Annotated in this window: 27 protein-coding genes and 2 tRNA genes; 16 read left to right on the forward strand and 13 right to left on the reverse strand. The window is 54.9% G+C overall.

From position 1 onward, the window contains the following. Nucleotides 1-23: 23 nt before the first annotated feature. Both hisD and aspS read left to right on the forward strand, forming a co-directional pair. Complete coding sequence (gene hisD, locus MTC_RS07555; protein ID WP_014406101.1) at nt 24-1298, forward strand: histidinol dehydrogenase; 1275 nt, start codon at nt 24-26, stop codon at nt 1296-1298. Further along, nucleotides 1295-2599, forward strand: a complete 1305-nt coding sequence (gene aspS, locus MTC_RS07560) for an aspartate--tRNA(Asn) ligase (RefSeq protein WP_014406102.1) — start codon at nt 1295-1297, stop codon at nt 2597-2599. Before hisD ends, aspS begins: the two co-directional genes overlap by 4 nt. A 4-nt stretch (nt 2600-2603) precedes the next feature. Here the strand turns inward: aspS and MTC_RS07565 are convergent, their stop codons facing one another. Beyond that, nucleotides 2604-3155, reverse strand: a complete 552-nt coding sequence (locus MTC_RS07565) for a hypothetical protein (protein WP_048189180.1) — start codon at nt 3153-3155, stop codon at nt 2604-2606. A gap of 202 nt (nt 3156-3357) precedes the next feature. Here MTC_RS07565 and MTC_RS07570 point away from each other — a divergent pair, with 202 nt between their 5' ends. Continuing rightward, nucleotides 3358-4692 (forward strand): TrpB-like pyridoxal phosphate-dependent enzyme, encoded by a 1335-nt coding sequence (locus MTC_RS07570; RefSeq protein WP_014406103.1) that lies wholly within the window; start codon nt 3358-3360, stop codon nt 4690-4692. A 41-nt stretch (nt 4693-4733) separates the two neighbouring features. On the opposite strand, the gene twy1 is transcribed toward MTC_RS07570, so the two are convergent. The 4 genes from twy1 to MTC_RS07590 are packed head-to-tail and all read right to left on the reverse strand — an operon-like array spanning nt 4734 to nt 9507. Beyond that, entirely contained in the window at nt 4734-5639 is a 906-nt protein-coding gene (gene twy1 / locus MTC_RS07575; protein ID WP_014406104.1) for a 4-demethylwyosine synthase TYW1, read from the reverse strand. Nucleotides 5640-5648: 9 nt separating this feature from the next. Next, nucleotides 5649-7844 carry a DUF2298 domain-containing protein gene (locus tag MTC_RS07580; protein ID WP_014406105.1) on the reverse strand — a complete coding sequence of 732 codons (2196 nt, stop codon included), beginning with the start codon at nt 7842-7844 and terminating at the stop codon, nt 5649-5651. After that, nucleotides 7841-8962 (reverse strand): hypothetical protein, encoded by a 1122-nt coding sequence (locus tag MTC_RS07585; RefSeq protein ID WP_014406106.1) that lies wholly within the window; start codon nt 8960-8962, stop codon nt 7841-7843. Before MTC_RS07585 ends, MTC_RS07580 begins: the two co-directional genes overlap by 4 nt. Then, nucleotides 8959-9507: a hypothetical protein gene (locus tag MTC_RS07590; protein WP_014406107.1), complete on the reverse strand. Its 549-nt coding sequence runs from the start codon at nt 9505-9507 to the stop codon at nt 8959-8961. The genes MTC_RS07585 and MTC_RS07590 overlap by 4 nt, the downstream gene beginning before the upstream one ends. Nucleotides 9508-9630: 123 nt before the next feature. Between MTC_RS07590 and MTC_RS07595 the strand changes: the two genes are divergently transcribed. Both MTC_RS07595 and MTC_RS07600 read left to right on the forward strand, forming a co-directional pair. Beyond that, nucleotides 9631-11499, forward strand: a complete 1869-nt coding sequence (locus tag MTC_RS07595; RefSeq protein ID WP_014406108.1) for a hypothetical protein — start codon at nt 9631-9633, stop codon at nt 11497-11499. 53 nt (nt 11500-11552) lie between these two features. Further along, nucleotides 11553-11627: transfer RNA gene (locus tag MTC_RS07600), tRNA-Glu, on the forward strand. A gap of 44 nt (nt 11628-11671) precedes the next feature. Here the strand turns inward: MTC_RS07600 and MTC_RS07605 are convergent. After that, the gene (locus tag MTC_RS07605) at nt 11672-12046 is read right to left on the reverse strand and encodes a carboxymuconolactone decarboxylase family protein (RefSeq protein WP_014406109.1); all 375 of its coding nucleotides are present in this window, start codon (nt 12044-12046) and stop codon (nt 11672-11674) included. Nucleotides 12047-12112: 66 nt separating this feature from the next. Further along, complete coding sequence (locus tag MTC_RS13340) at nt 12113-12256, reverse strand: hypothetical protein (RefSeq protein ID WP_158308502.1); 144 nt, start codon at nt 12254-12256, stop codon at nt 12113-12115. Between the two features lie 84 nt (nt 12257-12340). Here MTC_RS13340 and MTC_RS07610 point away from each other — a divergent pair, with 84 nt between their 5' ends. Further along, nucleotides 12341-12925 (forward strand): nitroreductase family protein, encoded by a 585-nt coding sequence (locus tag MTC_RS07610; RefSeq protein WP_014406111.1) that lies wholly within the window; start codon nt 12341-12343, stop codon nt 12923-12925. 63 nt (nt 12926-12988) lie between these two features. Here the strand turns inward: MTC_RS07610 and MTC_RS07615 are convergent, their stop codons facing one another. Then, nucleotides 12989-13390 (reverse strand): PAS domain-containing protein, encoded by a 402-nt coding sequence (locus MTC_RS07615; protein ID WP_143767109.1) that lies wholly within the window; start codon nt 13388-13390, stop codon nt 12989-12991. Between the two features lie 208 nt (nt 13391-13598). Here MTC_RS07615 and MTC_RS07620 point away from each other — a divergent pair, with 208 nt between their 5' ends. The 6 genes from MTC_RS07620 to MTC_RS07645 all read left to right on the forward strand — a co-directional run bounded on the left by MTC_RS07620 (nt 13599) and on the right by MTC_RS07645 (nt 17042). Further along, a complete protein-coding gene (locus tag MTC_RS07620) occupies nt 13599-13979 on the forward strand; it encodes a hypothetical protein (RefSeq protein ID WP_014406113.1) in 381 nt (126 codons plus the stop codon). A 375-nt stretch (nt 13980-14354) separates the two neighbouring features. Beyond that, nucleotides 14355-15035, forward strand: coding sequence for a 30S ribosomal protein S13 (locus MTC_RS07625; RefSeq protein WP_014406114.1), 681 nt, complete (start codon nt 14355-14357; stop codon nt 15033-15035). Nucleotides 15036-15045: 10 nt separating this feature from the next. Continuing rightward, complete coding sequence (locus tag MTC_RS07630) at nt 15046-15657, forward strand: 30S ribosomal protein S4 (protein ID WP_014406115.1); 612 nt, start codon at nt 15046-15048, stop codon at nt 15655-15657. Nucleotides 15658-15662: 5 nt separating this feature from the next. Beyond that, entirely contained in the window at nt 15663-16055 is a 393-nt protein-coding gene (locus MTC_RS07635; RefSeq protein WP_014406116.1) for a 30S ribosomal protein S11, read from the forward strand. 2 nt (nt 16056-16057) lie between these two features. Then, complete coding sequence (locus MTC_RS07640) at nt 16058-16846, forward strand: DNA-directed RNA polymerase subunit D (RefSeq protein ID WP_014406117.1); 789 nt, start codon at nt 16058-16060, stop codon at nt 16844-16846. 111 nt (nt 16847-16957) lie between these two features. Then, nucleotides 16958-17042: transfer RNA gene (locus MTC_RS07645), tRNA-Leu, on the forward strand. A 3-nt stretch (nt 17043-17045) separates the two neighbouring features. On the opposite strand, the gene MTC_RS07650 is transcribed toward MTC_RS07645, so the two are convergent. Further along, nucleotides 17046-18263, reverse strand: a complete 1218-nt coding sequence (locus tag MTC_RS07650; RefSeq protein ID WP_014406118.1) for a multidrug effflux MFS transporter — start codon at nt 18261-18263, stop codon at nt 17046-17048. Nucleotides 18264-18484: 221 nt separating this feature from the next. On the opposite strand from MTC_RS07650, the gene MTC_RS07655 reads away from it, so the two are divergent. After that, entirely contained in the window at nt 18485-18679 is a 195-nt protein-coding gene (locus MTC_RS07655; RefSeq protein WP_014406119.1) for a hypothetical protein, read from the forward strand. Between the two features lie 10 nt (nt 18680-18689). Here MTC_RS07655 and MTC_RS07660 read toward each other — a convergent pair whose 3' ends face one another. Together MTC_RS07660 and MTC_RS07665 are read right to left on the reverse strand one after the other, a co-directional pair. Continuing rightward, complete coding sequence (locus MTC_RS07660; protein WP_014406120.1) at nt 18690-19457, reverse strand: ABC transporter permease; 768 nt, start codon at nt 19455-19457, stop codon at nt 18690-18692. Continuing rightward, nucleotides 19454-20377: an ABC transporter ATP-binding protein gene (locus tag MTC_RS07665; protein WP_014406121.1), complete on the reverse strand. Its 924-nt coding sequence runs from the start codon at nt 20375-20377 to the stop codon at nt 19454-19456. The genes MTC_RS07660 and MTC_RS07665 overlap by 4 nt, the downstream gene beginning before the upstream one ends. Before the next feature lie 102 nt (nt 20378-20479). On the opposite strand from MTC_RS07665, the gene MTC_RS07670 reads away from it, so the two are divergent. Further along, the gene (locus MTC_RS07670; protein ID WP_048189186.1) at nt 20480-21883 is read left to right on the forward strand and encodes an aspartate kinase; all 1404 of its coding nucleotides are present in this window, start codon (nt 20480-20482) and stop codon (nt 21881-21883) included. A gap of 41 nt (nt 21884-21924) precedes the next feature. After that, nucleotides 21925-22074 carry a hypothetical protein gene (locus tag MTC_RS13345; RefSeq protein WP_158308503.1) on the forward strand — a complete coding sequence of 50 codons (150 nt, stop codon included), beginning with the start codon at nt 21925-21927 and terminating at the stop codon, nt 22072-22074. Nucleotides 22075-22080: 6 nt separating this feature from the next. Here the strand turns inward: MTC_RS13345 and MTC_RS07675 are convergent, their stop codons facing one another. Both MTC_RS07675 and hisI read right to left on the reverse strand, forming a co-directional pair. Then, entirely contained in the window at nt 22081-23913 is a 1833-nt protein-coding gene (locus tag MTC_RS07675; protein ID WP_014406123.1) for a PINc/VapC family ATPase, read from the reverse strand. Nucleotides 23914-23951: 38 nt separating this feature from the next. Beyond that, complete coding sequence (gene hisI / locus MTC_RS07680; protein ID WP_014406124.1) at nt 23952-24332, reverse strand: phosphoribosyl-AMP cyclohydrolase; 381 nt, start codon at nt 24330-24332, stop codon at nt 23952-23954. 111 nt (nt 24333-24443) lie between these two features. On the opposite strand from hisI, the gene MTC_RS07685 reads away from it, so the two are divergent. After that, nucleotides 24444-25811: an FAD-binding oxidoreductase gene (locus tag MTC_RS07685; protein WP_014406125.1), complete on the forward strand. Its 1368-nt coding sequence runs from the start codon at nt 24444-24446 to the stop codon at nt 25809-25811.

Here is a 25811-nt window from a genome sequence, read left to right on the forward strand (position 1 = left end):
GAATGGTTAATAGAGGTCATACGATGATCAGGCAGCTTTATGGCGTCGACGACGGCGCGCTGGAGGAGGTATTCAAACGAAGGGCCGGAATCTCAACGGCAATGGAAAGCGCAAGGCGGGTCGCCGAAGACGTCAGGGCGGGAGGGGACGCGGCCGTAAGAAAGTACACAAAAGAGTTCGACGGCGTAGAGCTAAGAGGCCTGGAAGTGACAGAGGATGAGATGTACAATGCCGTGGAGCTGATAGACTACGAGACCATTGGCCACCTCGAGACGGCCATCGCTAACATAGAGGCGTTCCACTCGCTCCAGAGGCCTGCAGGGGACATGTGGCTCACCGAGATATCGCCGGGAATAAGGCTCGGCCAGAAGTTCACTCCCCTTCAGCGGGTTGGAGCCTACATTCCCGGTGGAACGGCCTCATATCCTTCTACGGCGCTCATGCTCATAGTCCCCGCGAAGGTCGCGGGGGTGCCTGAGGTTATAGCGTGCACGCCACCCCGCAAGGACGGCACGGTCCATCCTTTGACCCTTGCAGCGCTCGACATGGCCGGGGCGGACCGCGTCTTCAAGGTGGGGGGCGTACAGGCCATCGCGGCGATGGCGTACGGCACCCAGAGCATACCCAGGGTGGAGAAGATCGTCGGGCCGGGCAACGTCTACGTCACGGCTGCTAAAATTTACGTGCGGGACACGGTGGAGATAGACATGCCGGCGGGGCCGAGCGAGATAGTGGTCATAGCGGATGACACGGCAAATCCTTCTTATATCGCCGCCGACATGATAGCCCAGGCCGAGCACGACGTCAATGCGATGTCAATCCTGCTGACGCCTTCTGAGCTGCTGGCTGAGGCCGTGGACATCGAGATAGAAAAGCAAAAGGAGACCGCTTCGAGGAGACACATCATCGAGAAGGCGGCGATGGGCATCTACGTGGTTGACGATATAGAGGTCGCGGCAGGGGTGTGCGACCGCATCGCCCCTGAGCACGTCGAGGTCATGGTTCGCGACCCGATGCTGGTGCTCAACAGGCTGCACAACGCGGGCACTATATACCTGGGCGAATACGCACCCGTGGCGGCGGGCGACTATGCGAGCGGCGCAAACCACGTCCTGCCCACCGGCGGCTATGCGAGGGTTTTCTCAGGGATGAATACGATGCAGTTCATAAAGACTACCAGCGTCCAGGCCATCGAGAGGGAAGGCCTGGAGAGCATAAAAGACACTATCATCGCCCTTGCGAGCATCGAGGGCTTAGACGCACACGCCAGGTCAGTTTCTAAGAGGTTCGAACAATGAAGAGGACGCACTACTCAAAGGACATCACGCCGGACATGAACGGCTCGACGGTCGTCATCAACGGCTGGGCGCACGAGATAAGGGACTTCGGAGGGTTATCGTTTCTCATCGTAAGGGATAGGGAAGGGCTGGTACAGGTTACCATGCCAAAGAAGAAGGTGGCGAAGGAGATCATAGACACGGTTAAGGGGCTGAGCAGGGAGTCGGTTGTCTCGGTAAAGGGCGAGGTGAAGGCGATGGAGAAGGCTCCCAACGGCTACGAGGTCATCCCCACGGCTGTCGAGATTCTGGCCAGGTCTGAGGCGCCCCTCCCGCTGGACCCTACTGGCAAGGTGCCCGCCGACCTGGACACGAGGCTCGACTCCCGTTTCATGGACCTGAGAAGCCCCGAGGTCACGGCCGTGTTCTACGTGCGGGCGTACATGATAAGAGGCATAAGGGAGTACCTGTCATCCCAGGGCTGCCTTGAGATATCCACTCCGAAAATCGTGGCCACTGCTACTGAGGGGGGCACTGAGTTGTTCCCCATATCATACTTCGAGCGCGAGGCCTTCCTGAACCAGAGCCCCCAGCTTTATAAGCAGATGATGATGGCAGGGGGCATGGATCGCGTCTACGAGATTGGCCCCATATTCAGGGCTGAGGAGCACGCCACCCGCAAACATCTGAATGAGGCCACGTCCATCGACGTTGAGCTATCATTCGCTACTCATGAGGATGCGATGCAGCTTCTCGAGAACACGGTGGCCTATGCATATGCATACGTAAAGGAGCGTTGCCGGCCGCAGCTAAAGGCCTTAAACCTGGATCTCCAGGTCCCGGGGACGCCGTTCAAGCGGTTAAGCTACAGGGAGGCCATCGAGATAGCCCGGCAGGACCCTGAGTGCGCAGGCCTGGAGTACGGCGACGACCTGTCGACGCAGGCGGAGCACGTCGTCGGGCAGGCCATAGGCGAGCACTACTTCATCGTTGACTGGCCAGCTAATATCAGGGCTTTCTACTCGCAGCCATGCGATGACGACCCATCTATATGCAAGGCTTTTGACCTCATGCACCCGCGCATGGAGCTCGCCTCCGGGGCGCAGCGTGAGCATCGTTATGAAAGGCTCGTAAAGAAGATGGTGGAGAAAAACCTGGACCCTGAGAGCTTTAAATTTTATTTGGACTCGTTCAGGTATGGCATGCCTCCGCACGCTGGCTGGGGCATGGGGGCGGAGCGGCTGCTTCAGACCATGCTAAACTTGAACAACATCCGTGAAGCCGTCCTTTTCCCCAGGGACAGGGTGCGGCTCACCCCATGATTTTTTATTTTATGAAGGGTATTTTAAGGCTTGACACAAGCTCTGGCTTATAGAGGCATACTCCCACGGCTATCGCCACGATGATCGCTATTATGAGAAGCCCGATGAGCAGGCTTAGCCTTCTCTTCTTATGAGGCTTATGCTCTCCTAGCGAGGCCATGGCTTTTACGGCGGCCTTTACGTCTTCTTCCGCTGGAGGCCTCTTCTCTTCCGGCCCCTCAAAGCACGTATCTGGCTGCTTATTAACGGCTGATGGCTCTGCCTCCTCAGGCTCCACAGCTTTATTTGTCTCCTTTCCTGGCCGCGGCGATGACACGATTAGGCTAGAAATGGCCCTTTCTTTCTTGCGTGCACCGGGTAAGGGCTTTCCTTCCGGCTCCACCTCTACATAATATTTAGAGGCGCTACCCATGTCAGAAGTGACGAGGTAGTACGCCCTTCCCTGCCCGTCCGTGTAAAGCTCCTCTTCGCTATACTCTATCCTGCCCTCATATAGGAAGCTGCCCCCCTCATCGCTAACGAGGCGATAAGCCTCCAGGCCATTGCTCTTATACATTTTTGGCTTAAACAAACCTCTTCCCCGCCGAATAGTATATCGCATGGTCTATTTTACTGTTATTCATTAAATTTCATATCATTTGTGGAGGCCCTATAGAATGAGCAAAAGATATATCATCCGTAAAAATGTACATAATTGTACTATATTATACTATATGATTATTGTATGTACTATCATTTGAGGCGTTAGAGGTGAGCGCATGGCCGATAATAGCGAGGCAAAGGCGAGAGAGGCCATAAAGGTCACGCTGGACGTAGACGAGATCCCGAAGAAGTGGTACAACATCGTGGCGGATATACCGGGTGGATTGCCTCCCGCTTTACACCCCGGGACTAAAGAGCCGCTAAAGCCTTCAGAGTGGGAGGCCATTTTCCCTAAGGGGCTTATCAGGCAGGAGCTCTCCACCGAGCGCTTCATCGACGTGCCTGACGAGGTGAGGGAGGCCCTTGCCAGGATAGGCAGGCCGACGCCGCTGTATCGCGCCTCTCGCCTGGAAAAGGCCCTGGGCACGCCTGCGAGAATATACTATAAGCGGGAGGACCTCTCCCCAACTGGCTCACATAAGCCTAACACTGCGATAGCGCAGGCATACTTTAACTTTATCGAGGGCGTCGACCACCTCACGACCGAGACGGGGGCGGGCCAGTGGGGCTCCGCCTTGAGCTCCGCTGCAGCTTACTTTGGCATGAAGTGTACGGTATTTATGGTAAAATCCTCCTATGACCAGAAGCCATACAGGAAGTACGTCATGAAGCTGTACGGTGCCGACGTTTACGCCTCGCCAAGCGACCGCACCGAGTTCGGGAGAAAAACGCTGGAAAAAGACCCGGGCTGTGCGGGAAGCCTGGGCATAGCTATCAGCGAGGCCATAGAGCTCGCAGTCAATAGCCCCAACACCAAGTACTCGCTGGGCAGCGTGCTCAACCACGTCATGCTTCACCAGACTGTCATCGGCCAGGAAGCCCAGAAGCAGCTCGCCATGATAGACGAGAAGCCTGATAAGATGATAGCCTGCGTGGGCGGCGGAAGCAACTTCGCGGGCTTCACGTTTCCATTCATATACGAAAAGCTCAAAGGCAAGAACGACGCCCGTTTCATCGCCGTCGAGCCCGAGAGCGTCCCCTCGTTGACGGGGATTAAGAGTGGCAGGTCAAGGTATGATTATGACTTCGGGGACACCGCAGGCATGACCCCCCTTCTTAAGATGTACACGCTAGGCCACGACTTCATGCCCGATCCCATCCACGCAGGAGGCTTAAGGTACCATGGCATGGCCCCGACCGTGTCCGCCCTCTACGATAAGGGCATCATAGATGCCGAGGCCCTGCCCCAGGATGAGACCTTCGTCGCGGGCGAGCTTTTCACCCGCACGGAGGGCATAATACCCGCGCCCGAGTCCTGCCACGCCATAGCCTCGGCCATTCGGCACGCCAGGGAGTGCAAGCGCCTTAATAAAGAAGAGGTGATAGTCTTCAACCTGAGTGGCCACGGGCTGCTTGACCTACAGAATTATGCGACGATGCTTGGCATGTAAAATGAATTTTATTTAGGCCTTGCTGGCGTGCTCCGGGAGGCCTATTTTATGGCTTTTTTGCCCCCGTCCTTGCTCAAGAGCACGACTCTGCTGAGCTCCACGTCCGATGCCAGCCTGTACCCCGCCACGTCCGCCACTTTTTTGGAGAAGGCCATGACTTCTTCGTGCTTTGGCATGGCATCCCTGGGCAGCCTGTTCCTGCTATAGCCCAGGTGCATGTACGCCTTCACCTCAACGTAGTCGGGCATGGCTTTCTTTATAAGGGCCGCATAGCCTTCAGGGTCCTTCATGTTGACCCCCTTCACCAGGGTAAGCCTTATCGCCCTTCTGTTTTTTCGAGCGCCCAGCACTTCGAGGGACTCGCTAACCTTATCCCACAAATCAACCGCCGGGTTGCAGGCCTTCATGTAGGTCTCCCTGTCTGGAGCGTCCAGCGACATGTAAAGCTGGCTTGGGGTGACTTTTTCGAGGGCTTCGGGGCGGGTTCCGTTGGTCACGATAAAGGTGGACATCCCCATATTGCTCAACTGATGCACGAGCTCATCTAGGTAAGGGTATAATGTGGGCTCCCCCACAAGAGATATGGCAGCATGCTTAGGCTTAAAAGCCTCCTCCCATCGCTGCTTATCGGACTCGAGGATGCCGCCGTAGCCGGTTATGAAACGCCGCTGCTCCCTGAGACAGCCCTCTATGATGGCCTCAGGGCGGTCCCACGCCTTAACGGCAAAGGGCTCCTCAACCGGCCTCCAGCAATGCAGGCACCTCTGATTACAGGCGATACAAGGAGTCATCTGCATGCAAAGGTGAGAGCTTATGCCATAAAAATGGGACTTATAGCATGCGCCTCTCCCCTTTAAAGAACGCCCAAGCCACAGGCATGGCTTGATGGCGCTATGCCCGCCAACTATATGGTAGCCCTGCTTTTTTAGTAGCTCGATTAGAGACACTGCCGCTCCTTATGCCTTTAACGCTTTTTTGATGAACTGTACGACCTCTTTTGTCGTCAGGAAGATTATCAGAGTTATAGGCACCATGAGAGTATAAAAATTTAGCCCTATGCTGAAGGGCAGGGCGAGCAGCGTCGAAACCACCGTCAATATGGCCACGCTTATCCCGAACGCTACGACAAGCCTTTCGACGATGGTCAGCCTCGAGTCCCACCCGAGCGTCCTCGTTATGTTGTAGCCCGGGAGGATGAGAAGGTACAGAAGGGCTGCGAAGAATGCGAGCCAATCTAGAGGGCTAATCTCCATGTTATGTGTCTCCTCTTGCGTGGCGGCTCCCGCCACCTCGTAAATCCTCACGCCATCCTTATCGTAGGCGAGCCGGAAATACCGCTCATCCTGGAGCGCCGACGTGAACGGGTGCTGCGACTCCCTGTCGCCGACCAGGACGTAGCTTACCCTATATTGAGACAGCCTGCTATATAGCTCTTCGGGGTCCGTTATGCCCATGATGGCGTACGCATCGGATTGATGGTCAACATTGTGGTACTGTAACGTATAAATTTCGCCCGAATAAGCCACATCCCTTCCCGTGACCACCGGCACGCGCGGGAAGAATCCTGGCTCTTCGTATATTATTGCGTCCTTTGGCGTGCTCTCCTTAAGCCAGACAAGGGCGTCGTATTCGGCAGACGACGCGTGCACGTATGACGAGCTATTATAGTACCCGACCAGTATGGCGGTTGAAGGCACCATTAATACTATGACAGCGGCCGCGACGCAGGTTTTTATCAGATTCCTTGAGGCAAGCCAGCGGGATAAGGCCAGCCCTGCGAACAGCGAGACCGGCAGCGCCATATAGACTAAAAACCTGTACGTGTTAACGGTCGCGGGAAGCTCCACCACGTTAAGCAGTATGAAGTTGAGGGCGGCGAAAAGGATGAGAAGGCGGGACGCCTCATCGTCTCTCGTCAGGTACATGCCGTAAATCGCAAAAGGCACGAGGAGGCCGATAGAGGCCAGGATGGTGAGCGGCACGTCGGGGTTATGGCTTAGCACTACCTGCGAGGCATTTCCCTGCTGTAGCATGGATAGCTGGTATAGCGATGCTATGGCGGCAGCGGCCATTGGCAAGGCTGTGACCACCACCTCATCGCCCTTACGCCTAAAAATTAGATAGAGAAACATCAGGCCCATTGCCAGCAATACAGGGAACGCAGTGATCATGTGGAAGAAGACGAGCGAAGCCAGGGCGAGGGCGGCCACAGCCGAATATGCCCACGACTTTTCCCTGATGGCTGCCAGGAAAGTTAAAAACCCGAAGGTCATCCCCAGCAGGCCGAAAGTCTGGGTCTGGGGCAGGAAGAAGAAGAGCGCCGTCGGGTCATACTTGAGCGACATGATGCCAGGCCAGTCGTAGACTAGCTCTTTAAAGATGTCCGGAGCCGGGTTTTTTAGTATGAATACCTGGTAGGCGATGTAAGCCCACGATAGGCCCGAGGCTGCAACGTACAATGAAGAGGCGGCCAGGGCGTCCCGCTCCGACTTGAAGAGGAATAGCGCCAGCAGGTAAGCGTCAAGAAAGATGAGAGCGGACACAAGGGGGATCAATATTTTTAGGATGACGAACAGGTCAACGCCCGTGAGCAAGCCAAGCTCCCCCATGAGAAGCTGCATAAACCAGTTGTAGACTATATTATAGCCCGGCAGGTAGGGGTCCTCAAGCGGCATATGCGGGGAAGCTATATAGCGCTGGGCGGTTGACAGGAAAAAGTTCAGGTCGGAGGCGTGCGTCGTGCTGCACACCAGCCCCTCGGGCGTCAGCGTGAACGTCTTAAGCGTGATGAAAAGCACCAGGGCGAATATGAAGAGCGCCACGCCCAGCACGGGCCACTGGAGCCGTGCATTCACGAGCTCGGCTTCCCTGTTTCGATTATATGCCGCTATTGCCAAAACCAGGAGCCCCAGGAGCACCGCTGTGGCGTGTGGCACGCCGGCGAGCCAGGCTACCAGGGCCGCAAGCGGAAAGGCCATTATAGAGAGCGTAAAGGAGTAGGCGGCCGCCTCGACGGCATCGAAACGCCGCTTCAGCGCCGCCAGCATGGCAAATCCAGGCACGAATAAAAGGAGGGCTAGCTGTAGCGGCCCAAGGGGCAGCATCATCAAGAAGCCGGCGATGGCAAGCGCAGCCCAGTACCATTTTTTCATGGCTTCACCTTTAGCACGTCAAGGCCTATGGCATCGAGGAGGGCGTACATGCCGAAGCCTGCGATGATTATTGCAATTTGCACGAAGAACGTGAAGAACCTGTCCATGAAGATGTGGATGCCGAGCTTATCGTTAAACGTGAGCAGAAGGGTGATGGCGGCCCAGGCGAACATCAGGAGCGCCGCGTCGATGGTGATGGTGCAGCCATACTCGCCTTCGGCCTTTTTACTATTGCCAATGCTTGAGGCTATATACGCTACGCCGATGGCGAAGAAGGGCAGGACGAAAACGCCAGTCCTGAGGAAGAGGGGCAGGTCGACGACGTTGCCCTCCCGATAGACGACCTGGGCGATGCCGGAGAGGCTTATCGTGCCCAGCGTGTATAGCTGCCAGAGGCCGTATGTGAAGCACGCCGCCATTATTGGAACAAGGCACCAGAGAGCGATGCTGAGAGGCTCCTTGTACCCGCCTTTTTTCCTATAGAAGTCCCACCCAGCCCTTGCGAGCTGGAACGCCATGTACGCCCCTATGACCGCCGCAAGCGTGGCCAGCGTCATCTGGTGGGTGAGGGCCGTGATTGCGGCGCCAATGGCCGCAATCGGCCAATCCCTGCGTATGACGAAGTACAGGGTGAATGGCACCATGAACAGCCCTAAAAGCTCGGGCAGGGGGCGAATCGTGAATATGGTTATCTCAGGGGACATGAGGAAGAAGAATGCGGCGAAGAGGGCGACGTAAAGGTTACAGCTCAAGCGGTAAGCGACCGCGAACATGGCGAGCAGGACGAATATGGCAATAGTGATCGTCATGAGGCCGGACATGACCATCGGGTCTATTCCCGTGGCCACCGACATGGAGGATATCAACAAGCGATAGGCGGGCACGTAGAAGTTGGGGAAGCCTCCGCCATAGGACAGCTCGTACCTTGGATAGTGCCCCGTCAGGATTGTCTCGCGCTCGATGCCGACATGGTACATCGTATTCCCGTATGTAGGCACCACGAAGCTATTTATGACGCCCATGCGGTACCATAGCGCCACGAGCACTATGAGTATGAGCGCCCCCATGAACCAATACTTCTTAGCAGACCCCAGAAGCCTCTCCAATGCATCGCTCATGCCAGCACCTTGTATATCTTCACGTCAGAGTTCTCATATACCAGCTTGAAATACTCCTCATCCTCGAATTTTTGGTGGTCGCCATAGACCCATTCGTAGCCTGAGAAAGTCTGGCGCTCAGGGAGGAACACGTAGCTGCAGTTCTCCTCCCTGGCCAGCCTGTGCGCCACTCCAGGATCATTGGTCGTATAAATAGTATTTGTATCGCTCATATACTTGATGGGGTTAGGAGCGTTCGCCCAGTCGCCGCCTATCGTGGACACCCTCGTCGTCATGCCCATGATCAGCTCCGCCCCGAAGATGTCGGCCACGAACTTGTCCGACTCATTGGTATTAGCGTTAATCCATCCGGTAGCCTCCATCTCTCCAGGGGTTACCACCCGGCTGTACCATGCGTCCGCGTTAACCTTTACCTCCGGCAACATGAAATAGCTGGAAGTCGTGGGTATCAAAAAGTTGCCCTCCATAAAATAGGCTTCATTTATAAATAGCAAAAACATCGCCATTACAAGCCCGTATTTTAGTAAGTCGACTGGCCCGGCCATATTAAGCTCTACTTACCGACCTTTTATATAATATAGTTTACTGCTATCGGGAGCGTTGCCATGCTGGCGCTTGCCTTGTAAGTATGAAAAGGTATATGTGCGAGGCATAGTATAAACAAAGCCGTGTACCTGCTTGGCATACCTGGCGTATTATTTCTCGGCCTGACGGCCCTTTTCGGCTATACAGTATTGAAGGCCTTAAATCTACCATTAAAAGGCATGGAATGTGTCGTTGCTTCGCCGGTAGCCGGCATCATCGTAGCCTCATGGCTATGCCTCCTGCCATACCTGCTATCAGGCAGCATCGAAGCAGGAATCCTCATATCGATGCTTATAATGCTGGCGGCCATCCTATGGATCCGGCCTTCGCCGCCCATCCTGGAAAAGGACCCCCTGCCGCTCGTGGCAGCCATTGCCATCGTGGGCTTTGCTTTCATGTTTTTCGGCCTCTTTACTTACTTTAATGGAGAGTACCACGCCGCTTTCCCATTTTACGGCGACGCGGCCTTCCATGCTGCCGTGATCAACTCGTTCTCGGAGGGCTATAACGAGCCGCCCTCATATCCAATGATGGCCGGGCAGCCGCTACGATACACTTTTCTGATTGACTTTTACTCTGCGGCGCTGAATGTGCTGGGCCTGGGCCTGCAATGGAGCGTCGTACTCCCGGGCTGGCTCCTGCTCTCAGGCCTCCTCTCACTTATATATTTCCTTGGCGCCAGGTTCATTGGAAGGCGGGCGGGCGGCGTCCTGGCGGTAACCCTTCTGGCCTTGAGCGGCGGGCTGGGCTTCCTCTACGCCATAAGCGACTGGCACGCCTCTGGCTCCAGCATCATCGATTTCGTAGCAAAAAGCAATCTCAACTATACTACTAAGTATGAGCTGGGAATCGTGTTTACCAACTTCCTCGTTATAGTCCTGGCTCAGCGTACCGCCCTGGTTGGCTTTTCGGCTGGCGCCCTCGTCATGCTCGTCCTGTATGCCATGCTCGTTCAGCGCCAGTTTGACGGCAGAGCCGTCCGTAATGGCCTGTTGGCGTGTGGCGTCCTGGCCGGCCTGCTCCCCTTGTTCCACGTCTACTCATACATCTCAATAATGCTCTCATCTATCCTCCTTCTAGCCATATTCAAGGAGCGTAAATGGTATCTCTTCATGGCGCCCGCCATACTGCTGGCCATGCCCCAGGCCCTCTGGATATCGGGCCAGATGGGCGTCTCGCACTTCCACGTCCAATTAGGGTGGATGGCAGGGTCGCTCGCCAGCATGCCAGAGTTCTGGGTTAAGAATATGGGTCTCGAGCTATTCCTGCTGATATGCGGCTTCTTCACCATTTCTCGCAAAAACCTTAAGTTCTATCTGCCATTTCTCGCGATTTTCATAATGGCCAACGTCTTCGTTTTTCAGCCCTGGGACTACGATAACCATAAGTTTTTCAGCTTTTGGCTTATGCCCTCTGTCTTGCTGATGGCCTCGTCGCTCCTTTACGTTTATAGGATTCGATGGGTGGGAAAGCCGCTTTTCGCAGTGCTGCTAGCGTTTGCGGTGCTAACCGGCGCCCTTGTTGCCGCATTCATCATCGGGCACCCATACGTGGAGCTTAGTAAAGCCGACCTCTACGCTGGAGGGTGGATAATCGACAATACGCCTCGAGACTCGGTATTTTTAACGTCGGACTCGCCCATACATGCCGTGACAACAGTGGCGGGCCGTAAATCGTACCTTGGCTACGAGGGGTGGCTTTACACGCACGGCATCGACTATAGCGAGCGCCTTCGCGCCGAGAAGAAGATGTTCGGCGCATACGATGAGAACGAAACCCTACACCTCCTCAAGGATAATGGCATCGACTACGTTTTCATAGGGCCGTCCGAAATAAATTCCAGCCAGTTCTACGTGAATGAGCAATTCTTTGAGGATCATTTCCCTTGCGTGTTTAACTGGACCGATCCGGAATACCACAATACATACCGGATATTTAAAGTAATAACCTGAGAGATGCGTAAGCTATAAATAATAAGAATTGTCTTGTTATGTTGTCCTTTTGGGCTCCGGTAGTGTAGACCGGCCAATCATGACGGACTCTCACTCCGTCGACTGGGGTTCAAATCCCCACCGGAGCATATTTTATATTATCCTCTCGTTTATAATGATGACCAGCATATTTTTATTCGCCGGCGAACTCAAGCGGGTCTATCTGGCCCCGGAGGAACGCTATAGTCCTACGCGCGGCCGAGAGGCACGGCGCGCCACCCACGAGAAGGCAGACGAACAGGGCTTCCATTATCTCTTGCTTCGTGGCCCCCAGGTAAAGCGCTGCCTTAGCATGGGTATCGACACACTTTGAGCACTGCTGCTGGGCGGACAGACACATCGCTATAATACGCTTCTGCTTCTCAGATAACGCTCCATCCTTAAGGATAACATCGTCCAGCCTGGAGATCGTCTCAAACATCTCAGGATCGGTATCCTTAATGGACTCGAGAAGCTGGGGCACGAAGCCCGTCTTTTTATGGAATATTTCAAACTCTTTATATGGCATGGACCATTCTCCCTTATAAAATATGTTTTATAAGCTTAAATCCTTACTGGTTAAGCGATTTAGACATCAGTCTATGCCTTTTAGCCTGAACCGCTCTTCAGCCTCTTCGCCGCGATACCTCGAGTCTTCCATGGCCACGCAAATCTCCTCTACTTCGCCATCCGGTGTCTTCTCGATGCAACGCCGTTTTTTTCTGGGAGGAAAGGTCATGTTAAAGACATTTATGCGTACGCTCAAATCATTTTGCGATAACTTTAACGGAATTGAAGACGATTGTGACATGGGAGGAATGCCGTGAACGACGTTTTCAAGAATATCTATCTAAGGCGGGCCGTGAGAGACTACAGGCCAGATGATGTTCCGGATGATATTATCAGGGAGCTGATAAAGGCGGGCACTTATGCTCCGAGCGCAGTGAACAGGCAGCCGTGGAGGTTTGTGGTGATAAAGGACAGGGACATGATTGCGAGGCTTTCGGACCGGGCGAAAAAGCTATGGCTTGACACGGCCAGGCTTGATGACCCAGAGGCCGCACGGCTTGCCACTGCCATGAGGATGCCGGGCTTTAACATCTTTTATAATGCCCCCGTGCTCGTCCTCATCTTTGCCGCCCCCGGGGCCATGTACCCAGAATGTGAGTGTGCCCTTGCCGCTGAGAACATGATGCTTGCCGCCCGTTCCCTGGGCATCGGTAGCTGCTGGATAGGCCTGGCCATGCCGCTCGGCTCCGATAAATCCACGCTTGATGAGCTTAAGGTCCCTGAAGGCCATCGCCTGGTAGCCCCTCTCATCTTTGGCTACCCCGTGAAGGATGCCCAGACGGCGCCGCCGCGCAATGAAGACGTCATCCTCAACTGGATACAAAAAAGTAGCACCTAAAAATAACCACGGTGTGGTGAGAACACAGAACAAAGCCTATATTATTCAACGCACGGGCATTACTCATCTTTTTTCGGAAAGATCGGTGATGAAGGCGTAAAAATACATCGGCCTCCCATCTTTGTCAAAGGCCACGCGGTCGAAGACTTCGACGGGCACCCGTGTTCCATCCTTCCTCACGTATTCTTTCCTGTATATTGCGGGCATCCCTGACCTTACCTGGCCTGCGATGATCCCCGACTCCTGCCTGCGCCACTCAGGCGGCGTCAGGTCCTCCACGCGCTTTGAAACTAGCTCTTCTTTAGCATACCCGACTAGTCTGGCGAATGCGCCGTTACAGCCTTTTATGATACCCGCAGCGTCCGCTATAATGAAGGGCTGGTACGAGCCTTCTACGGCCTCCAGCAAAAACTCTATACACTTTCCAAATTCATCCGCGGGCTTTTGGCCTTGCTGCACTTGCATGATTACCATATAATTGACCGATATGATAAAAAACTATCATCTCGGCAGGCCAAAAAGAGCATAACTAAACAATCCATATTCAACCATATATATTCAAAAGCAATAAAATTAGCTACGGGTCGTTTCGTAGCTAAGATAAGCCTTATCAGGTAACAAGCATTTACATGTTATCGACAACTAATTAAACCATTAAGCACAGGTGAAAAACATGGATAGGACATTAGGGATATTAATCGTCTCGGCGCTGGCGCTAGCTCTCCTCACGGCCACTATGGTTAGCGTCGGGCATAACGTCATGAACGAGGACGATGCGCTCAGGATAGCTGAGAATTTTATCACAAACGAAGCCACCTATAAGTTTGACGGCATGAAGGATACGCTTAAGCTCGACATCACGGGCACGTTCCCCGGCGGGTTTGAGGTTACCGGCTGCTTCATTTCAGCACACGGCGGATATGGCGACCGTACCGGCCAGTTCGTCACTGAAGCCCTAACTCCACACACCTGTATAATCATCATCTCAAACGGGAAGGTGGAGTCAGCGACTATGGACGGGTCATACGACATGATTTCCCAAAAGCTTATTTAAAAACCGCCGCAGGGAACATCCCGCCTTATATTAAAGCGGGATGCTGCGGTGTAGGATTTCTGGAGATAAGGGTTAGGGGCTATAGCAAAAAGCTGGCTATATACCCCCATCGCCCTAATATTTTAATCTTGGTAGCCATATATTAACTTTCTCTAACGATCATTCAACTGACATACGTAACGGGTTTTTTCTAGTGTTTAGAAGGGCCGCCCCCTGCGAAGAAAAAATTTATATACCATCAGGCAATGGAATACACTCGTTCATACGTTCATCTGTGTTTTCTAAAGACAGCGTGTGCTGTGCCAGTATTCGGCTGGCACTACCATCACATGGTATCTAAAAGAGGCACAACGGATGAAATGAGGAGACAGCGTCATGGCAGATAAATCCGATAAGCCTGAAAAGGCAAAGAAAGAGCAAAAGCAAGAGGCTCCCGCAGCGGAGGCCGCTCCAGCTCAAAAGAAAGGGGGCAAAAAGGAGAAGGCCACAAAGCCCGCAGAAGGGGCCGAGGCACAACACGGCAAGAAACAGCCTAAGATAAAAAAAGCCGAAGAAAAGGCTAAGGACGAGATTAAGTACATCGTCCGCATCGCGAACACTGACCTGGACGGCACGTCAACCGTACAGTACGCCCTGACGGGCATCAAGGGCATAGGCCTACGAGTTTCCAAGGTCATCGCCCGCAAGGCTGGCGTAGACCCCAACGCTATCATGGGATACCTGTCAGCCGAGCAGGTCGACCGCATCAAGAACGTCGTGGACAACATCGACACGAGCCTGCCCGCATGGATGCTAAACAGGCGCAGCGACATCTATACAGGCGAGAACAGGCACTTACTAGGAACGGACTTGATTCTTGGCGTGAAGGAAGACATCAACCTGATGAAAAAGATAAGGTGCTATAAGGGAATAAGGCACGAGCGCGGCCAGAAGGTGCGCGGCCAGAGGACGAGGTCGACCGGCAGGACCGGCGCCACCGTGGGCGTCATCAGGAAGAAGGAGGCCCCTGCGGCGGCCGCCGCCGGAGCAGGCGAGAAGAAAGAGGAGAAGAAGTGAGGCGATCTGAATGGGATACCCAGGTAAGGCAAAGAAGCTCTACAACACCCCTCACCACCCCTGGCAGAAGGCAAGGATCGACGAGGAGACAGCGCTTGTCAAGAAATACGGCCTGAGGAATAAGAAAAGCGTCTGGAAGTTCGCCTCCATGCTGAGGAAAATAAGGAGGCAGGCGAGGACCCTGCTCGGCGTTCTGGGCACAGGGCTGGCCTCCGAGGACTCACACTACGCCCGCGAGGCCAGCCAGATCCAGGCAAAGCTCCAGAGGCTTGGCGTGCTCAAGGAAGACTCGAAGCTCGAGGACATCCTGGCGCTAAAGGTGGAGGACTTGCTGGAGAGGCAGCTCCAGACAATTGTCTACAGGAAGGGCTTCGCTAACTCCATGAAGCAGGCGAGGCAATTCATAGTGCACGGCCACATCTCCGTCAACGGGCGCAAGGTCACCGTGCCCAGCTACATGGTGCTAAAGGCTGAAGAGGATACTATCGGGTACTACATAGGCTCTCCGATAACGAAGGAGGCCCTGACGGCGAAGCCGGCCGCGAAGGCGCCGAAGGCTGCGCCGGCTGCCGCGGATGCCGCGGATGCCGCGGCAGCGCCGAAAGCTCCGAAGGAGGGATAAGGTAAATGGCAGAACAGATAAAGTGGGCGGTAGCCCACATATTCTCATCGTTTAACAATACAATAATTACCATCACCGATTTGACCGGCGCCGAGACGCTCGCCAAGACGTCGGGCGGCATGGTGGTCAAGCAGGCCAGGAACGAGAGCTCGCCGTACGCGGCCATGCAGATGGCGGCAAACGTGGCAGAGCAGATTAAGGCTAAGGGCATCCAGGGCGTCCACATCAAGGTGCGCGCCCCTGGCGGGAACCGCCAGCGGAGCCCCGGCCCCGGCGCCCAGGCAGCCATACGGTCGCTCGCCAGGGCAGGCCTGAGGATAGGCAGGATAGAGGATGTCACCCCCATTCCACACGATGGCACGAGGGCTCCGGGTGGAAAGAGAGGCAGGCGCGTATAAGTATGAAGCTTGAGATCCTGGATCTCGGCGACCGGAAGGCCAGGTTCATCCTCTCAGGGGTTACCCCGGCCTTCTCGAACGCCTTGAGGCGCGCGATGCTTGCCGACATCCCCAAGATGGCCATCGACTACGTCGACATCTACGATAACACCTCGGTCATGTTCGATGAGATGCTCGCCCACCGGCTTGGGCTGATACCCCTTAAGACTAACCTCAACATGTATAAGCTCAAGGAGGAGTGCGATTGTAAGGGGGCGGGCTGTGCCCTCTGCCAGGTGACCTTCACGCTTTCTGCCGAAGGCCCCTGCATGGTGCACTCGAGGGACCTGAAGTCGTCTGACCCGGAGACCGTTCCAGCGGACGATAACATCCCCATAATAGAGCTTAAGGAGGGGCAGAAGCTGGTCTTGACAGCGGTTGCCAGGCTGGGGCATGGCAAGGAGCACGCCAAGTTCCAGCCCGTGTGCCCGCCCGGCTATAAATACGTTCCAATCATCGAAATTTCCGAGAAGTGTGACTCTTGTAAGCAGTGCGTTGAGGCCTGTCCGAGAGGAGTCTTCGCGGTCGATAAGAATAAGGTGGTCGTCGTGAGCCCCTATGAGTGCTCCATGTGTGAGCTGTGTATGGAGGCGTGTGACATTAATGCCATCAAGGTGTCGGCCGATAACACCGCTTTCATATTTTCCGTGGAGACGGATGGCTCCTTTAGCGCTGGCGAGGTCGTCACCCGCGCCGCGGATGCAATAAGGGCTAAGGCCGTTGCCCTCGGCGAGGTCATGGAAAGCCTGTAATGTGGCATCTTCGTAATGCCACTCCCTTTTTTATTGATAAATAACTTTATAAACCATAAACATCATTATTATTCCGCCTTAACGTATCTTCAGGAAGTTTATCTTAAGCCTGCGGGGATAGTCAAGCCTGGCCAAAGGCGCAGGACTTAAGATCCTGTCTCGAAGGAGTTCAAGGGTTCAAATCCCTTTCCCCGCACCTCTACCTGGCCTCAGCAGCAGGGGCCTGCTTTATGATGCTCATTTTAGAGATGAGCGTCCAGAGGGCTAAACCGGTGAGGCCGATAGCAATATATATGATGCCCAGGGCCGCGATTATGCTTCCCCAATCTAATGAGATGATTAGCATCCCTATGGTACCCATTATGGTCGTGAAGCATCCCATCAGTGATGATGCGGACCCGGCATCTTCCTGCTGCTGCTCAAGCATCAGGTTTGTGCCTGGAGGCCTGGAGCATACGCCAGCTATGGTGGCGGGCAATATGGAAAAGGCGAACAGCAGGGGGCTGATGTTTCCCACGAGATATACGAGCACGCCGCTCAACGCTATCGTGATAAAGCAGGCGTTGATTATTTGCCCGCGGCCATGCCGCTCGGATAATTTTACATACAGCATCGGGCCAAACAGCAGGCCCATGGCGTTCAGGGCAAAATAGTAGCTGTATGCCTGCTCGCTCACCCCGAACCCGTTCTCGTATACGTATGAAGAAGAGGCTACGAAGGCCATGGCCGATATGCTCGTCATTGAAAACAGGATAAGTAAGGATAAAAATCCAGGGTTCCTGAGCACCACTCCGAGGCGGCCTATGGACTCTACAATAGTCACGCTACTACGCCTGGCTATCGTATCCTGGAAAGCGGTGCTACCCATCAGCGCTATAAAGCCGATGGCGGCCAGCGCCCAGAACACGCCGCGCCACGAAGTGAACGAAAGCATGAAAGCGCCAAGCACCGGGGCTAGCGCGGGCGAGATCATCACCATTGACTGGACGATGGCCAGGATGGATTCCCTCTCCTCGAACCTGTAAACATCTTTTACGATAGCGGTCGACACGGCGCTGGCCACGCTCCCTCCGATCGCCTGGAGGATTCTGAATGCAATAAGCTGATATATGCTGGCCGAGCACGCGCATAGGACGCTCGATATCACGTAAATGGTCACTCCTGCCAGCAACGCCGGCTTACGCCCATACCTGTCGCTCATCGGCCCCCAGAACAGCATCCCTGCCGCGAAAAAGATAAAGAACATTATCAAGGTGAGGTTGACCAGCTTAGCGGGCGCGCCAAAGAAATCCGCCATTCCTGGCAGGGCGGGAAGGTAAATGTCAGTGGAGAGCGGCACGAAAGCGCTTAGTAGCGCTATAAGCGCTATTAAGCCCTTTTTTCCGAGGTATTTCTGTTCCTTGCTGCGGTTTTCCATATTCATGGCCTACTATCGACCGGGCATATTATTGGTGTAGAGACGGTATTTATATTTATGGCGTAGAGGCAGTAGCGAAGGGTGGTATCAAGTCAGCATGGGTAAAGTCGTGATGTTAAACCATTTATATATCCTGGAGCAGCCCTCCAATCACCAGAAATATTCAACGCTGCAGGCAATAACAAAATTAATGACGGATAAAGTAGTCAATATTAAAGGCCATGAGAGAGAAAGACAAAGTCATGCTGCTTCGCGAGCTCAAGGCGTCGATAGAGGGCGCTGTAATACCCGAAGGCGCTGTAGGCACAATAATCTATAAGATAAGGGGTAGCGGGGTAAACACCTACGAGGTCGACTTTGGGCAATACGGGGTGGCCGTATGCAACAGGGAAGACCTTAAAGTAGTCGGCAAGTAGGCGCTTTTTATCAGTCTAGCAACCGCTTTTTCATCAATGCTGTTGCAGCGATGTAAAATACCAGCGTGAATGCGGACATCCATGCCACCTCAAAGATGAAGGATGTTGAATAGTGTCCCATGGAAGCTGGCCGGATGACGTTGACCGCATGAGTAAGGGGGAGAAGCCATGCAAGGCTATTCACTATCATCGGAAGCTGGTCGGTGGGGAAGAACACGCCCGAGACCAGGAACATGGGCGAAAGCAGGAGGGTGAAGTAATAGTTGAAAGCGTCCATGCTGGGCACGATGGTGGTGAAGAAAATGCTCAGCGATGCGAACATGACGCCTACGAGCGCCACCGCCGGTATGATGATGAGGGCCGAGTCCAGCCTGGCCAGCCCAAGCGCCCATATTACTACAAAGATGCAGATACCGCTGATGAGGCTCTTGGTCGCACCCCATGCAACCTCGCCCAGCACGATGTCCTCGATGGACACTGGCGTGCAGAGCACGGCCTCGAAGGTCTGCTGGAAGACCATGCGCACGTACGTTGAGTAGGTGCACTCGTAGGAGGCGGCGAACATCGCCGACGAGGCCAGTATGCCCGGCGCCAGGAACTGGGCATAGCTCACGCCCCCTATCTCCCCGACGAAGAGGCCAAGGCCATAGCCGAGCGCGAGGATGAACAGCAGTGGCTCGGCGAAATATGGCAGGATATTCGTCACGGCATACTTCTTAAAAACCTTCCAGTCCCTGTACCAGATGTGCCGTGCCCTCGACGTTGGCGGCTCGATCATTTAAGCTCCCTCCCCGTTAGTTTTAAGAACACGTCCTCAAGCGTGGCCGGCCGCACGTGCTGGGTTACGCCGGTGGCGGCCTCGCACTGGCTTCGCAGCGCCTCCGGGTCGTTGCCGTATACGAACAGCCTGCTCCCGACCTGCTCTATCGTCCCGGATATGGTCTTCCTCACCTCGTCCAGCAGCTGCTCTGTGGGGACGTATAGCTCACAGACGTTCTTGCCTATGACGCGGTCGATTATATCTCCGGGAGAGCCATACTCGAGTATCCTTCCGCCGAAGACCAGCGCTATCCTGTCGCAAAGCTCCTGTGCTTCTTCCATGTAGTGTGTTGTAAGAAGGATTGTCTTGCCCTCAGACCTTAGCTTTATGATAGTATCCCATATCTGGTGCCTTGCCGTGGGGTCCAGGCCGGCTGTCGGCTCGTCCATGATCAATATCTTTGGATCGTTGATGAGCGACCTGGCGACGCTGAGCTTTCGCTTCATGCCTCCTGAGAGGTCGTCTACCGGAGTATCCTTTTTCTCCATCAGGCCAAAGAACAGGAGCAGCTCTTCAATCCTTTTTCGTGATACGTCTGCGGGAAGGTCGAAGTACCTGGAATAAACCCACAGGTTCTCATACACGGTGAGGTCCCTGTCCAGGTTATCATCCTGGGTTGCCACGCCTATAAGCCCCTTTATCTTCCGGGGATAGGCCCGCACGCTAAGGCCGTCGACAAAGATGTCCCCCGAAGTCAGCGGTATCCGGCAGTATATCATCTTCATGATAGTGGTCTTGCCAGCCCCGTTTGGCCCTAAAAAGCCGAAGCACTCCATCTCGTTTATAGAAAAGTCGACCCTGTCTACCGCCAGCAGGCTGTCATAGCGCTTGGTGACGCCCTTCCCCTCGATTATCGCCATCATATTACTCTTATGCATAACCTTATTTCTCAATTTCGGAGGGCATGCTCGCGATTTTTTTATATAGAGGTAAGGATTATCTAGGCGGTGACATATAGGCATCCATATATTGTGAGGATTATGAGGCTCGTCATGAAATTCGGCGGGACGTCGGTGGGAGACGGCCCGAGGATAAGGAACGTCGCTAAGCTGGTAAAGAAGTATCACGATGAGGGGAATGAGGTGATAGCCGTCGCTTCAGCGATGACCGGCATCACCGATAAGCTTTATGAAATGGCGCAGACTGCCAAGGATACGTGCAACATCTCCGAGATCGAGGAGAGCTTCGCGGAGGTGGCCAGAAGGCATGAGGCGGCCATTGCTGACGCAATAGATGATGAGGCCATACGCAGGGAAGTTGCGGGAACGATTGGGCAGAGGCTTTCGGAGCTGAAAAACGCCCTGGCAGGAGTGTGCTATCTTGGAGAGTTGACAAGCAGGTCGCTCGCCTATATTTACTCTTTTGGGGAGCGGATGAGCGTCCCCATCCTGTCGGGCTCGCTACGCTCCATGGGCGTAAAGTCTGTGGCGTTGACCGGCGGCGAGGCTGGCGTGATCACGGATAGCAGGTTCGATAGCGCCAGGCCGGACCCGATAACCGATGTCAAAGTAAAGGAAAAGCTGTTGCCATTGCTTAAAAGCGGCGTGCTCCCCGTGGTCACGGGCTTCGTGGCGGCTAATGAGAAGGGCACCATAACCGTGCTTGGGAGGGGTGGCTCCGACTACAGCGCCTCCATAATAGGAGCGGCGATAGACGCGGACGAGATCTGGATATACACGGACGTGAACGGCATCATGACCACTGATCCCCGGATAGTGCCCGAGGCGAGGACGCTGCCCGTAGTAACGTACCTCGAGGCCATGGAGATGTCCTACTTCGGCGCAAAAGTGCTCCACCCGAAGACGATAGAGCCCGCTGTGAAGAAGGGCATACCCGTAAGGGTCCTCAACACTTTCCAGCCCGACCATCCTGGCACAGTAGTCCTAATGAAGGACGAGTCGGCCAGGCCGAACCTCATCAAGGCGGTCACGATGATCAAGAACATAGCGCTTATAAACATCAGCGGGGCGGCGCTGGCGGGCTCGCCGGGGACGGCGGGGCGCATCTTCACCGCCCTGGGCAAAGAGGATGTAAATATTATCATGATTAGCCAGGCGTCGAGCGAGTTTAACGTCTCGCTAGCAATCGAAGGGTCGCAGGCGGAGAGGGCGATGGCGGCGCTTCAGAAGGAGTTCAGCGAAGACCTGGCCAGCAGCATCACATGTAACAATAACGTGTGCGTCATCGCCGTCGTGGGCGAGAGGATGGCGGGCTCGCCGGGAGTTGCCGGCAAGCTATTCACCGCCCTTGGCGATAATGGAATTAACATAAGAATGATAAGCCAGGGCTCCTCGGAGGCGAACATCTCCTTCGTGGTTAATAAGGACGACGCCCAGAAAGCCGTGAAGGTGCTCCACGACGTGTTCGAGCTTAATAAGCTCTGAGGGCAAAGGGTTTTTATTTTTCCTTTGGCATTTTATTATTGGTGAGAGCTGTGCCTACATGCTCACAATGCAATTTCTATAAGCCAAAGGATGCGAAGAATGGGGAATGCGTCAACACGGGCATAACGGTGCCCGCAGATAATGACACCGCAAGGTGCCCGATACGAATGTTCGTGCCAAGGCAAAAATAAAAGGACCTAGACAGGGCGGGCTGTGATTGGCTGGCCCTGAGCATAAGAAGTAAGGATGCGGTCGACGAGGCTGGAGCCGCGTGGTATCTTGATGGTGCCGGCCCGGCCGACGGTAGCCGTGAAAACGTACTCGCCTCCGGCGAGCACCTCCACCGTCTGCCCCGAAAACTTCTTGCCCACGTTGACCACTAAGTGCTTCTTCGCCTCCTTCACGGTGACGGGCACGCTCGCGCCCCCTTCCTCTTCCGCCGGAGCCTCGGCCCTCCCGCCTTCAAGGGGCCGCACGTCTATGTGCACTCCCACGGCGCCCTCTATCTGGTCGATAGTCCTGCCACCCCTGCCAAGTATCGCCGGTATGTCCTTCTCCTTGACGCGGACTATGGCGTTCCGGTCCCCGAGCATCTCCACCTCAACGTGGCCCCGGGCGTATTTAGCCACCTCTCGCTTTATATCTTTCTCTATTGCCTTCCAGGAGGCTTTCGCCTTTTTTTCCGCCGCAACGGGCATGACTACGACCTGCTCCCCGAACGTGTAGATCTCGTATTCGGCCCTGCCAGTTTCCATGTCCCTCACATTTATGACCGGGCGGGCCAGGTCGGACTCGGTCATGCCATGAGGCACCTTTACTGTAAAGTCGATGTCGTAGACCTTCTCTATCGTGCCGTGGTCTATGAATACGACGGTGTCTACGACCTGGGGGATGACCCCCAGCTCGACCCTGCCTATGAAGCGCTGGATGGCGTCGATGGCCCTGGTGGCGTGCACCACGCCGATCATGCCCACGCCAGCCAGGCGCATGTCTGAGAACACCTTGAAGTCCGAGGTCTTCCTTAGCTCATCGTAGATCGTATAATCTGGCCGCACCAGCAGCAGGATATCGGCGGTGTTCTCCATCCTGCCGTTCAGGGGCGCGTACTGAGTTATGGCGGGCGGAAGCTGCAGGTCCCTCGGAGATTCCATCGTCTTGACTATGAAATCATGGCCATACAAAAAATCGGCGCACGCCTGGGCAAACGTAGACTTGCCAGCCCCCGGTGGGCCCGATATTAAAATGCCGCGGCGCTTCTCTACCAGCCGCTCCTTGAATATGCCGCTAAACTTATAGTCCTCCAGGCTCAGCCGGGCCACGGGCCTGACGGCGGTGATCTCCACGCCATCGGAGAACGGCGGGGTGGCTATGGCGATGCGCATCGTCCCTAGCTGTACCACGGTCGCGCCGTTCATCTCCATCTCCAGGAAGCCATTGGGGTCCTGCTTTGCGGTTTCCAGTATCTCGTGTGCCATTTCCAGCAGCTCTTTATCGGACAGCTTATGCTTTCCGATACGCTCGAGCCGCATGTTGCCGATGGTGCCGCGCTTTGCCACGGGCTCCACGTCGGCTTTAAGGTGGACTGACATCGTATCGTCCGTGAAATACTTCATCAGCGAGAGGGGCTTAAGCTCGCCGCGCTCCGGTTTCATGTATTTGACCTCTATGCCCTTAGCCCTGGCCACCTCCGCCTGCACCCTGTCGCTCGTCACGAACACGGCGCCGTAGTCGACCGCCGTCTGCCTTATCATCGCGTCTATCTCGCCGCTTGAGGCGAGCTTTACCTGCTCCAGCGTGGGCCTTGAGCCCGCGTATTCTAGATGGATTTCGCCCTTCTGGGACATCTCCTGGAGCTTGCGCAGCTCTTCGAGGCCGTTAAACCCGATCTCGCGGCCCATGTTGGCCTGCGACTCCAGCTCAGAAACCACGGCCTCGGGGACTATGACCCTGGCTCCCCTGAACTCGCCCGTGTGGATCAACCTTGTGATACGGCCGTCTATGATGACGCTCGTATCTGGGACTAGTTTCATCTCGCTCACCTTATTCTATGAAAAATGAAAGTGATAAATTATCGTTCCGTTTTATGCGCATCTTTGCCATATATGGCTTGTGGGTCGAAGGCTTTCTTCCCCACGACTTTTCCGTCGAGCGTCCGGTAAAAGCAGGAGTGGTATCCGGTGTGGCAGGCCGCCGTTTCCTGTTCTACGATTAGCAGTATGCAGTCTGCGTCGCAGTCGATGCGTATCTCCTTGACGTGCTGTACGTGGCCCGACTCTTCGCCCTTTTTCCACAGCTTTTGCCTGCTTCTGCTGTAGTAGTGTGCCAGCCCTGTCTTGAGGGTTTGCTCCAGCGCCTCTTCGTTCATGTATGCGAACATCAGGACTTCCATCGTCTTCGAGTCCTGCGCTATGGCGGGCAGCAGCCCGCCCCTAAAATCTGGCCTTATCATTTAATTAATAATGGGCGCGGATGGTTTTAACCTTTTTGTATTTTGCTTTTTTAGAGGGCCATTGGCAATTTATTTATACTCATTCCTTATAGTGTCTTACCGATTTGGTGCATGTTAGAGGAGCTAAGGGCAATCGTTGGGCCGGACAGGGTAACCTGTGACCCGGGAGAGCTTTACTGCTATTCATTTGACTCGTCATACGTCAGGGGCCATGCAGACTATGTGGTCAGGCCGAAGAGCGCTGAGGAGATCGCCGAGATCGTCAGGCTCGCTGGAAAACTTGGAGTGCCTATAGTGCCCAGGGGATCGGCGAGCGGGCTCACAGGGGGATCAGTGCCCGTAAAGGGCGGCATAGTGCTCGACATGTCGGGCATGAACCGCATTCTCGAGCTGGACGTGGAAAACTTGCAGGTGGTCATAGAGCCGGGCATCATCCATAAGGGCCTCAATACAGAGTTGAAAAAGCACGGCTTCTTTTTCCCCCCAGACCCCGGGAGCAGCGACATGTGCAGTGTGGGCGGCCTCATCGCCAACGGGGGGAGCGGCATGCACTCGGTCAAATACGGCACGGTAAAGGACTACGTGCTTGGGCTGGAGGTGGTCCTGCCAGGTGGTGACATCATCACTACGGGGTGTAAGGCGCCTAAGACTTCTTCAGGCTATGATTTGACCAGGCTGTTCGTAGGTAGCGAAGGGACGCTGGGCATAATCACGAAGGCCCGCCTCAAGATACACCCATTGCCGGAGGCCTGTTCCATATTGATGGCGACGTTCAGCTCCATCGAGGACGCCGGGAGGGCTGCCGTTGCCGTCCTGTCATCGGGCGTCATACCGGCCGCCATGGAGGTCATGGACGGGAGCGCTATCAAGGCGGTAAAGGAGATCGACTCCACGCTAGGCGTTCCAGACGTTGAGGCCATGCTGCTATTCGAGGTGGACGGCTACAGGGAGAGCGTGGCGCGCCAGGTGGGGCTGATATGCGATGCCTGCGAGAGGTGCGGCGGAAGTACGCATGTGGCTAAAGACGAGGACGAGAGGGAGCGGCTCTGGTCAGCCCGCAGGCTGGTTGGCGTGGCCATCACCAAGCTTAACCCTGGCAAAGTGCGGGTATACGAGGCCGAGGATATAGGGGTGCCCATAAAGGACGTGCCCTTCATGCTGCGCAGGATACAGGAGATAGGCAGGAAGCACGGCCTTTCTCTTGTTACGTATGGCCACATTGGCGACGGCAACCTGCACACCGGCATAGCCATCGATCCCAGGAATGAGGAGGAGTGGAAGAAGGTTCACGCCGTCAAGGATGACATCTATGACGTGGTGTTGAGCCTCGGAGGCACGCTGCCCGCCGAGCATGGCATAGGAATCATCCGTGCAGACTATATGGCGAGGGCGCATGGAAAGGGCTTTGAAGTCATGAAGGCCATAAAAAAGGCAATCGACCCTCAGAACATCATGAATCCAGGGAAAATGGGCTTGTGA

The organism is Methanocella conradii HZ254 (genome assembly GCF_000251105.1).
GTDB classification, from domain to species: Archaea; Halobacteriota; Methanocellia; order Methanocellales; family Methanocellaceae; genus Methanocella; species Methanocella conradii.